Origin of the sequence: Cupriavidus sp. HPC(L), assembly GCF_000307735.3 — a bacterium.
In the GTDB taxonomy this organism is placed as follows: domain Bacteria; phylum Pseudomonadota; class Gammaproteobacteria; order Burkholderiales; family Burkholderiaceae; genus Cupriavidus.
Genome location: NZ_AMPR02000182.1, coordinates 1 through 6,275 on the forward strand (window position 1 = coordinate 1; position 6,275 = coordinate 6,275).

Genomic DNA, 6,275 nt, shown 5'->3' on the forward strand with positions numbered 1-6,275 from the left:
AGCGCGGTCGGCGCGCCCAGCGCGCCGGCGCTGTCGCGCGGCACCACGTGCGTGCGCTCCGGGCCGATGCCGTCGGCGTACGTGGCAACCTCGCGCAGTCCGAGCGGCTTGATCATGTCCGCATAGCGGCGCGTATCGCCGGACAGCCGCCAGTCGGCCGGCGCCTTCGAGGCATTGCCGATCAGCTGCACGAGTTTGACGTTGGGCATCGACTTGCCGAGCCGCTCGCGTAGCGCGCGCAGATTGGCCGTTTCGAACGATTGCAGATAGACCGGTGCGCGGCGCGTATGCGCATTGGCACGCAGCGCGTCGACCAGCTTTTCTTCCATCGGCAGTCCGATGCCGCGGAAGTAGCTCGGATGCTTGGTCTCGATATAAAGGCCGATGGTCCTGCCGCTGCGGCGCGAGGCGTTGGCGGCCAGCGCGATGATCTCGTCCAGCGTCGGGATCTCGAACTTGTCGTCGTACTGCGCATTGGCCGGACGCAGCTTCGGAATGCGCTCGCGCGCGCGCAGCGTCTTGAGCTCGGCCAGCGTGAAGTCCTCGGTGAACCAGCCCTCCAGCCGCTCGCCGTCGATCACCTTGATGCGCTTGCGCTCGGCGAACTGCGGCAGCGTGGCGACGTTGGTGGTGCCGCCGATCTCGTTCTCATGGCGGGCCACCAGCACGCCGTCGCGCGTGACGACCAGATCGGGTTCGATCAGATCGGCGCCGTCCTCGATCGCCTTGGTGTACGCCGCCAGCGTATGTTCGGGCCGCAGCGCGCTGGCGCCGCGATGGCCGATTACCAGCGGCTTGGGTCGTGGCGGGGCCGGTTCGGCTTGCGGCGGTTCGGCGGCGGGCGCGGCGGGAGGTACGGGCTGGGTGGCACAGCCCGCGAGCAGGGTGGCCAGCATCGCCGCCGACATCGCGGCGTGGAGCCGGGCGGCGGGCTGCCAGGCAAGACGGGGGAACAGGCTTGGACGGGACATGCGGCCTCCTCGAGCGCGAGATCAGGCCGATTGTAAGTGAGGCGGGCGTCGCCCGGGACAGCGTTCGCGATGGGAGGGCAGCGGGTGCTAGCCGGCCAGTGCCAGCTGAGCAAGGCCAGTCGACCAGTGCTAGCTGACCAGTGCTAGCCGAGGAGTGCTAGCCGACCAGCCGGCCCCGCCGGACCCGCACGCCCTTGCGCGCCAGTTCCGGGGCAAGGCCGCTCAGCGTCGCCAGCGTATCGCCGCCGTTCGCATGGCAGATCGCCACGCCGAGCGCGTCGGCCGCATCGGAGCTGGGATGGCCCGGCAGCGCCAGCAGCCGCGCCACCATCTCCTGCACCTGCGCCTTGTTGGCGCGGCCATAGCCGACCACCGCCACCTTCAACTGCAGCGCGGTGTATTCGAACACCGGCAGGCCGTAGCCCACCAGCCCGCAGATCGCCGCGCCACGGGCCTGCCCAAGCAGCAGCGTCGATTGCGGATTGACGTTGACGAACACTTTCTCGATCGCCGCGCAGTCCGGCGCATAGGTCCGCGTGACCTCGGCAATGCCGTCGTACAGCGTCTTCAGACGCTCGGGCAGGCTGCCGTTGCCATCGCTCTTGATGGTGCCCGAGGCGACGTAGGCGAGCTTGTTGCCGTGCTTTTCGACCACGCCGAAGCCGGTGGTACGAAGGCCGGGGTCGATGCCGAGGATGCGCATTGAGCTAGGAGAGGTGGCGATGGGGTAGTGTAGGTGGAATCGGTGCAGGGCGCTGTGCGATCAGCTGCCCTCTCCCCCAGCCCCTCTCCCGCAACCGGGAGAGGGGAGCGGAGTTCAGGTCGGCGGCGGTAGCGGCATGCGGACCGTGGGTGTTCCCCACTCCCGCAAAGGGGAGAGGGGAGAAAACCGAGAGCCCCTTCATCGAGCGACTGTGTTTCCCTCTCCCGCTGGCGGGAGAGGGGTAGGGGAGAGGGCAGCCGGCGCTCGTTCACCCCAAGCGCCAGCGTTGCACGTCAATGCCGGAAATGCCGCGTACCGGTCAGCACCATCGCGATATTGCGCTCGTCGGCGGCGGCGATGACTTCGTCGTCGCGCATCGAGCCGCCCGGCTGGATCACGCAGGTCGCGCCCGCGTCGACCACCACGTCCAGGCCGTCGCGGAACGGGAAGAAGGCATCGGAGGCAACCGCCGAGCCGGCCAGCGTCAGGCCGGCGTTCTGGGCCTTGATGCTGGCGATGCGGGCCGAGTCGACGCGGCTCATCTGGCCGGCGCCGACGCCGAGGGTCATGCCGCCGCCGCAGAACACGATGGCGTTCGACTTGACGAACTTGGCGACGCGCCACGCGAACAGCAGATCGCTCATTTCCTTCGGCGTCGGATGGCGCTTGGTGACGACGCGCAGCTCCGACGGCTGCACGTTCTTCGCGTCCGGGCTCTGCAGCAGCAGGCCGCCGCCGACGCGCTTCAGGTCATACTGGTTGACGCCCTTGCCGAGCGGGATCTCCAGCAGGCGCACGTTCTGCTTGGCGGCGAACACCTCGCGCGCGGCCGCGCTGAACGACGGCGCGATCAGCACCTCGACGAACTGTTTGGCGACCGCCTGCGCGGCCGTGCCGTCGAGCTCGACGTTGAAGGCGATGATGCCGCCGAAGGCCGACGTCGAATCGGTCTTGAACGCCTTCTCGTAGGCCTCCAGCGCATTGGCGCCGATCGCCACGCCGCAGGGGTTGGCGTGCTTGATGATGACGCAGGCGGCGCCGTCGGCGGCCTCGAACGACTTGACGCATTCCCATGCCGCGTCGGCGTCCGCGATGTTGTTGTACGACAGCTCCTTGCCCTGCAGCTGCACGTAGTTGGCCAGCGCGCCGTCGACCGCCTTCAGGTCGCGGTAGAACGCCGCCGACTGGTGCGGGTTCTCGCCGTAGCGCATTTCCTGCACCTTCTCGAACGCCAGGTTCAGCGTCTGCGGATAGGCGCTGCGCGCCTGGTGCGACTTGTCCGCGCCGAGGCTTGTCAGGTAGTTGGTGATCGCGCCATCGTATTGCGCGGTATGCGCGAACACCTTGGTGGCCAGCCGGAAGTTGGTGTCGTAGCCGACCTGGTTGCCGTTGGCGCGCATTTCCTCGAGCACCGGCGCGTAGTCGGCCGGATCGACGATCACCGTGACGTCGCGATGGTTCTTCGCCGCCGAGCGCAGCATGGTCGGGCCGCCGATGTCGATGTTCTCGATCGCGTCGGGCAGCGTGCAGTCGTCCTTGGCGACGGTCTGCTGGAACGGGTACAGGTTGACCACCAGCAGGTCGATGGTCGGAATGCCGTGCCTGGCCAGCGCGGCCATGTGTTCCGGCAGGTCGCGGCGCGCCAGGATGCCGCCGTGCACCTTCGGATGCAGCGTCTTGACGCGGCCGTCCAGCATCTCGGGGAAGCCGGTGTAGTCGGCCGCCTCCGTGACCGGCAGGCCGGCGTCGGCGAGCAGTTTGGCGGTGCCGCCGGTGGACAGCAGCGTCACGCCGAGCGCATGCAGTTCGCGCGCGAAGTCGACGATGCCGGTCTTGTCGGAAACGGAGAGAAGGGCTTGCTTGATCATGGTGATGGAGGACGCTTCAAAGTAAACCGTGCTGCTGCAGCTTCTTGCGCAGCGTATTGCGATTGATGCCGAGATAGGCCGCGGCCAGCGACTGGTTGCGGTCGGCACGCGCCATCACCGTTTCCAGCAGCGGCCGTTCCACCGCCTCCAGCACCATGTTGTACATGTTCGACGGCTGCTCGCCGTCCAGATCGCGGAAGTAGGCGCTCAGGCTGTCCCGGATGCATTGGTCGATAACGTTGCGGCTCATGCGGCAAGCAACTCCCTGTTGTTGTTGTTCGATGCGCCGGTCTGTGCTTCGCCTTCGTCGACATACACCAGCCGGTCGGACAGCGCGGCCTGCTCGTCGAAGAAAGCGTTGACGGCGGCCAGCTGCGCCTCGGTGCTTTCCAGTGTGTTCATCCGGTGCCGGAACAGATTGGCACCCTTGAGCCCGCGCGTGTACCAGGCAATATGCTTGCGCGCGGTACGCACGCCGGTGAATTCGCCATAGAAGGCGTAGTGGTCCTGCAGATGCGCGTTCATGATCGCGCGGATCTCGGCCACCTCCGGCGGCGGCAGCTGCTCGCCGGTTTCGAGGAAATGCGCGATCTCGCGGAACAGCCACGGGCGTCCCTGCGCGGCGCGGCCGATCATGATCGCGTCGGCGCCGGTGGCCGCGAGCACGTGCCGCGCCTTGTGCGGCGTCGTGATGTCGCCGTTGGCGACCACCGGGATGCGGATCGCGTCCTTGACCGCGGCGATGGTCTCGTATTCGGCCTCGCCGTGGTACAGGTCGGCGCGCGTGCGGCCATGCACGGTCAGCATGCTGATGCCGGCCGCCTCGGCCATGCGGGCGATGCGCACCGCGTTGCGGTTCTGCCGGTCCCAGCCGGTGCGGATCTTCAGCGTGACCGGCACGCGGTCGCCGACCGCGCCGACCACCGCCTCGACGATGCGCACCACCAGCGGCTCGTTCTGCAGCAGCGCCGACCCGGCCGCGACATTGCAGACCTTCTTGGCCGGGCAGCCCATATTGATATCGATGATCTGCGCGCCGCGGTCGACGTTGTAGCGCGCCGCCTCGGCCATCATGCCGGGCTCGGCGCCGGCGATCTGCACCGCGATCGGCTCGACCTCGCCGTCGTGGTTGGCGCGGCGCATGGTCTTTTCGCTCTTCCACAGCTGCGCGTTGGAGGCGACCATCTCCGAGACCGCATAGCCCGCCCCGAGCTTCTTGCAAAGCTGGCGGAAGGGGCGGTCCGTGACGCCGGCCATCGGCGCGACGAACAGGTTGTTGCGAAGGTGGTGAGGTCCGATTTGCACGGCTAGGGTCCGGCGACGTCCAGAAAGGCTGGCCGTGACCGGCCGCCCAGCAGCGGTGTCACGGATCGAATGGCGAAAGGCATGCCCGGCCGAAGCAGCGTCGGCGGTGAAGCGGGGGCATGTGCGAGGGCGGGATTTTACCGCTAAACCAGCCGGCTGCCCAATAAATAAGCAGGCTCGATGTGCTGCGGCGCCACATCGACTCGGGCGGCCCGGATCGGTCCGGATGGCCGCGATCGGGGCCCGATCCTCGTCATCGCGTTGTGTGGCAGGCTCAGCGGCGCATGCCGTAGATCATCTGATGCGCCAGCGCGTGCTTGAGCGGCGACAGGCAAGCCAGCGCGGCCAGCGAGGCCCCGCGCGCGTGCGCGGCCAGCGGATAGGGGATGCCGAACACGCGCGGCAGCAGGTCGGTGACGCCGATGGTCATCGCGCGGTCGACCCGGTGGCGCGTGCCGAAGGCGGCCAGCGCCTGCGGCGTGCAGGCGGTGCGCAGCTCGTCCGCCAGCGCGAATGCATCGCGCAGCCCCAGGTTCAGACCCTGGCCGGCGACCGGATGCAGGGTCTGCGCGGCGTTGCCGATCGCCACCAGCCGGCCCTTGACGGTCAGCTGCGCGGCATTGAGGCCCAGCGGGAAGGCGTGGCGCTTGCCGACGCGGGTGAAGTGTCCCATGCGCGGACCGAAGACCTCGCCGAGCTCGGCGAGAAAGCGCGCGTCGTCCAGCGCGAGGCGCCGCGCCGCCTCTTCGGGAGAGCAGCACCAGACCAGCGCATAGCCGGAGCCGCCGTCGCCGTGCGGATCGTCGTCCAGGTCGTGAGGCAGCAACGCAAGCGGACCCTGCTCGGTGAAACGTTCCCATGCCCAGCCGGGCATCGGATGGCTGCAGGCGACATGCGAGACGATCGCGGTCTGCCCGTAGTCGCGGCGGCGCGTGCCGCTGGCGCCCGCCGCGGCGGTGCGCGCCACCTGCTGATGGAACAGCCCGCCCTCGGCCTGTACCGCCAGGCGCGCGCCCAGGCGCACCGGCTGGCCATCGGGTCCTGCGCCGCGCAATTGCACCGGCGCGGTATCGGGCGAGCCGGCGGCCACGGCTTCGGACGAGGCGCCGGGGGGACCGTGCCGTGACTCGCGGACCGCGCGCGCATCGCGCTCGTCAACCTGGTCGATCGCATCGATGCGCGTGTCGAACGCCCGCACCAGACGCTGCTGGCCGCCGGCGCGCCCCAGCGCGTGTTCGAGCGCCGCGCACAGATCGCCGTAGCGGACCACATAGCCGAGCGCCGGGATGCCGTAGTCGTCGTGATGCAGCTTGACGTGGCCGAAGCGGCCGCGTTGCGACACATGGATATGCTCGATCGGCGTCGCCGCCGCGGGCCATGCATCGAGCTGGGCCAGCAGATCGCGGCTGCCATGCGACAGCGCGATCG

The 6,275-nt window shown here is 68.8% G+C and carries 6 protein-coding genes; all 6 read right to left on the reverse strand.

The window, feature by feature from the left end:
* Positions 1-908 (reverse strand): glycerophosphodiester phosphodiesterase family protein (locus tag B551_RS12040; RefSeq protein ID WP_023264168.1); only part of this gene is annotated, 908 nt, incomplete at its 3' end.
* A 220-nt stretch (positions 909-1,128) separates the two neighbouring features.
* Positions 1,129-1,674, reverse strand: a complete 546-nt coding sequence (gene ruvC, locus B551_RS12045; RefSeq protein ID WP_006578757.1) for a crossover junction endodeoxyribonuclease RuvC — start codon at positions 1,672-1,674, stop codon at positions 1,129-1,131.
* Between the two features lie 293 nt (positions 1,675-1,967).
* Positions 1,968-3,542, reverse strand: coding sequence for a bifunctional phosphoribosylaminoimidazolecarboxamide formyltransferase/IMP cyclohydrolase (purH, locus tag B551_RS12050; RefSeq protein WP_006578758.1), 1,575 nt, complete (start codon positions 3,540-3,542; stop codon positions 1,968-1,970).
* A gap of 16 nt (positions 3,543-3,558) precedes the next feature.
* Positions 3,559-3,792, reverse strand: a complete 234-nt coding sequence (locus B551_RS12055) for a Fis family transcriptional regulator (RefSeq protein WP_006578759.1) — start codon at positions 3,790-3,792, stop codon at positions 3,559-3,561.
* Positions 3,789-4,847 (reverse strand): tRNA dihydrouridine synthase DusB, encoded by a 1,059-nt coding sequence (dusB, locus tag B551_RS12060; protein WP_006578760.1) that lies wholly within the window; start codon positions 4,845-4,847, stop codon positions 3,789-3,791. Before dusB ends, B551_RS12055 begins: the two co-directional genes overlap by 4 nt.
* Positions 4,848-5,121: 274 nt before the next feature.
* The coding region (locus tag B551_RS12065; protein ID WP_043439142.1) for a UbiH/UbiF/VisC/COQ6 family ubiquinone biosynthesis hydroxylase at positions 5,122-6,275 on the reverse strand (1,154 nt) is incomplete at its 5' end.

Coding starts and splice junctions, on each gene's coding strand:
- ruvC (WP_006578757.1), bottom strand. CDS start 1,674: ATGCGCATCCTCGGCATCGACCCCGGCCTTCGTACCACCGGCTTCGGC.
- purH (WP_006578758.1), bottom strand. CDS start 3,542: ATGATCAAGCAAGCCCTTCTCTCCGTTTCCGACAAGACCGGCATCGTC.
- B551_RS12055 (WP_006578759.1), bottom strand. CDS start 3,792: ATGAGCCGCAACGTTATCGACCAATGCATCCGGGACAGCCTGAGCGCC.